This window comes from Streptomyces sp. NPDC059668 (assembly GCF_042734135.1).
Taxonomy (GTDB): domain Bacteria; phylum Actinomycetota; class Actinomycetes; order Streptomycetales; family Streptomycetaceae; genus Streptomyces.
Window position 1 is genome coordinate 22,583 of sequence record NZ_JBHWEL010000105.1, and the last position, 3,922, is coordinate 26,504.

Below are 3,922 nucleotides of genomic sequence, written 5' to 3' on the forward strand. Positions count from 1 at the left end.
TCCCCCCCCCCCCCCCCTAAAAAAACCGTGTGTGTGGCGCGGGCCGGTCCTTTTTTTTAACCCCGCCCGGGGGGGCCCCCGGCGCGCCCCCCCCCCCCGCTTCCGCCCTGCGGGCGGCGGGATTCTCCGTGCGGACGGTTCTCGGGGAGAACGCCGCCGACGCCCTGGCCCGCGCGCGTGACGCGGTCGAGGGCGGGACGGGAGCCCTGATAGCCGTCGGCGGCGACGGCATGGCGCACCTCGCCCTCCAGGCCGTCGCCGGGACCCGCACCCCGCTCGGCCTGGTCGCCGCCGGTACCGGGAACGACTTCGCGCGCGCCCTGGGCCTGCCCGTAGGCGACCCGGCCGCCGCGGGCCGGCAGATCGCCGAGTCCCTCAAGGGCGCCCGGCTCCGGGACGTCGACCTGGGCCGTGTGAACGGCACCTGGTTCGGCACCGTCCTCGCCTCCGGCTTCGACTCCCGGGTCAACGACCGCGGCAACCGCATGCGCCGCCCCTCCGGACGCGTCAAGTACGACCTGGCGATGCTCGCCGAGCTGGCGGCCTTCCGGCCGGTCCGCTACCGGATGACCCTGGACGACGGTGAGCCCCGCGAGATCGAGGCGACCCTCGTCGCGGTCGGCAACGGCTCGTCGTACGGCGGCGGTATGAGGATCTGCGCGGACGCGGACCTCGGCGACGGACTGTTCGACATCACCGTCGTCGGACCGTGCACCCGCAGGACGCTGCTCAGGGTGTTCCCCAAGGTGTACCGGGGCACCCACCTCTCCCATCCCGTGGTGAGCGTGCACCGGGCGGCCCGCGTCGAGCTCGTCGCCGACGGTCTCACCGGGTACGCGGACGGGGAACCGCTGGGGCCGCTGCCGCTCACGGCGCGGTGTGTGCCGGGTGCCGTGCGGGTGGCCGTTCCCTGAGCTGCGGGGATCCGGGGTTTCGGCGGCACGGATCCGGATATTGATCGTCCTGTTGTCAGTGGCTGCCGGTAGTCTCGAAAGCACGATGACAGAGGACCTCTCACCGGCCGAGCGGTACGCGGCAGCACGGAAGCGCGCTGTCGAGCAGGCCACCGCGCTCGCCTCCTTCCGCGAGATGTACGACTTCGGCCTCGACCCCTTCCAGATCGAGGCCTGCCAGGCGCTGGAGGCGGGCAAGGGTGTGCTGGTCGCCGCGCCCACCGGCTCGGGCAAGACGATCGTCGGCGAGTTCGCCGTCCACCTGGCACTCCAGCAGGGCAAGAAGTGCTTCTACACGACACCGATCAAGGCGCTGTCGAATCAGAAGTACGCCGACCTCTCCCGCCGTTACGGCGCGGACAAGGTCGGTCTCCTCACCGGGGACAACAGCGTCAACTCCGACGCCCCGGTGGTCGTCATGACCACCGAGGTGCTGCGCAACATGCTGTACGCGGGTTCGCAGACCCTTCTCGGCCTCGGCCACGTGGTCATGGACGAGGTGCACTACCTCTCCGACCGCTTCCGCGGCGCCGTGTGGGAGGAAGTGATCATCCACCTCCCCGAGTCGGTCACCCTCGTCTCGCTCTCGGCGACCGTGTCGAACGCGGAGGAGTTCGGGGACTGGCTGGACACCGTGCGCGGTGACACCGAGGTGATCGTCTCCGAGCACCGTCCGGTGCCGCTGTTCCAGCACGTGCTCGCCGGACGCCGTATGTACGACCTCTTCGAGGAGGGCGAGGGCCACAAGAAGGCGGTCAACCCCGACCTCACGCGGCTGGCCCGCATGGAGGCGAGCCGTCCGTCGTACCAGGACCGCCGGCGCGGGCGCGCCATGCGCGAGGCCGACCGGGAGCGCGAGCGCCGGCAGCGCTCGCGGATCTGGACACCGGGCCGCCCCGAGGTCATCGAACGGCTCGACGCCGAGGGGCTGCTGCCCGCCATCACCTTCATCTTCAGCCGCGCCGCCTGCGAGGCCGCCGTCCAGCAGTGCCTGTACGCGGGCCTGCGCCTCAACGACGAGGAGGCGCGGGTGAAGGTGCGCGAGATCGTCGAGCGGCGCACCGACTCCATCCCGCCCGAGGACCTGCACGTCCTCGGGTACTACGAGTGGCTGGAAGGCCTGGAGCGCGGCATCGCGGCCCACCACGCAGGCATGCTGCCGACGTTCAAGGAGGTCGTCGAGGAGCTCTTCGTCCGCGGCCTGGTGAAGGCCGTGTTCGCCACCGAGACCCTCGCGCTCGGGATCAACATGCCCGCTCGCTCGGTGGTGCTGGAGAAGCTCGTCAAGTGGAACGGCGAACAGCACGCCGACATCACTCCCGGTGAGTACACCCAGCTGACCGGCCGGGCGGGGCGCCGCGGCATCGACGTCGAGGGCCACGCCGTCGTGCTGTGGCAGCGCGGCTTCAGCCCCGACCACCTGGCGGGACTCGCGGGCACCCGCACCTACCCGCTGCGCTCCAGCTTCAAGCCGTCGTACAACATGGCGGTGAACCTGGTCGAGCAGTTCGGGCGGCACCGCTCGCGCGAACTCCTGGAGACCTCCTTCGCGCAGTTCCAGGCCGACAAGTCGGTCGTCGGGATCTCCCGGCAGGTGCAGCGCAACGAGGAGGGGCTCGAAGGTTACAAGGAGTCCATGACCTGCCACCTCGGGGACTTCGAGGAGTACGCGCAGCTGCGCCGCGAGCTCAAGGACCGGGAGACCGAGCTCGCCAAGCAGGGCGTGGCGCAGCGTCGCGCGGAGGCGGCCGTCGCGCTGGAGAAGCTCAAGCCGGGCGACATCATCCATGTCCCGACCGGCAAGTTCGCCGGTCTGGCGCTGGTGCTCGACCCCGGCCTGCCCGCGGGCCGGTCCAACGGCCACCGCGGTTTCGAGCAGCACGACGGCCCGCGCCCGCTGGTGCTCACCGCCGAGCGCCAGGTCAAGCGGCTGGCCTCGATGGACTTCCCGGTGCCGGTGGAGGCCCTGGAGCGGATGCGCATCCCGAAGTCCTTCAACCCGCGTTCCCCGCAGTCCCGGCGCGACCTCGCGTCCGCCCTGCGCACCAAGGCCGGGCACATCGTCCCCGACCGGCTGCGCAAGAAGCGCTCCGAGGCGGCCGACGACCGGGAGATCTCCCGGCTGCGCACGGCGATCCGCGCCCACCCCTGCCACGGGTGCAACGACCGTGAGGACCACGCCCGTTGGGCCGAGCGCTACCACCGGCTGCTGCGCGACACCTCGCAGCTGGAGCGCCGCATCGAGGGCCGGACGAACACCATCGCCCGCACCTTCGACCGTATCGTCGCCCTGCTCACCGAGCTGGACTACCTGCGCGGCGACGAGGCCACCGAGCACGGCAGGCGCCTGGCCCGGCTGTACGGCGAACTCGACCTGCTGGCCAGCGAATGCCTGCGGGCCGGCGTCTGGGAGGGACTGAACCCTGCCGAACTCGCCGCCTGCGTCTCGGCGTTGGTCTACGAGTCGAGGGTCGGCGACGACGCGATGGCGCCGAAGCTGCCCTCCGGCAAGGCCAAGGCCGCGCTGGGCGAGATGGTCCGTATCTGGGGGCGTCTGGACGCTCTGGAGGAGGACTTCCGGATCACCCAGTCCGAGGGCGTGGGCCAGCGCGAGCCGGATCTCGGCTTCGCCTGGGCGGCCTACGAGTGGGCGTCCGGCAAGGGGCTCGACGAGGTGCTGCGCGAGGCGGAGATGCCGGCCGGAGACTTCGTCCGGTGGTGCAAGCAGGTCATCGACGTGCTGGGCCAGATCTCGGCCGCCGCGCCCGTCTCCGGCGGGGAGGCCTCGACGGTCGCGAAGAACGCGCGCAAGGCGGTCGACGGGCTGCTGCGCGGGGTGGTCGCCTACTCGTCGGTGGGCTGAGCCGAGCCCGCCCGTACCAAATTGGGCGGGGCGTCATGATCGCGGTGGGGGGGGGGTGGTGCGGCGGTGAGGGGCGCCCCGGGGGGGGGAGGGGGGGGGTCTGGGT

At 71.7% G+C, this 3,922-nt stretch carries 2 protein-coding genes; both read left to right on the forward strand.

Annotation, left to right across the window (positions count from 1 at the left end; all coding sequences use genetic code 11):
• Positions 1-29 precede the first annotated feature (29 nt).
• Positions 30-914, forward strand: a complete 885-nt coding sequence (locus tag ACFV2J_RS39675) for a diacylglycerol kinase family protein (protein WP_385443326.1) — start codon at positions 30-32, stop codon at positions 912-914.
• Positions 915-954: 40 nt separating this feature from the next.
• Complete coding sequence (locus tag ACFV2J_RS39680) at positions 955-3,816, forward strand: DEAD/DEAH box helicase (RefSeq protein ID WP_385097148.1); 2,862 nt, start codon at positions 955-957, stop codon at positions 3,814-3,816.
• Positions 3,817-3,922 lie beyond the last annotated feature (106 nt).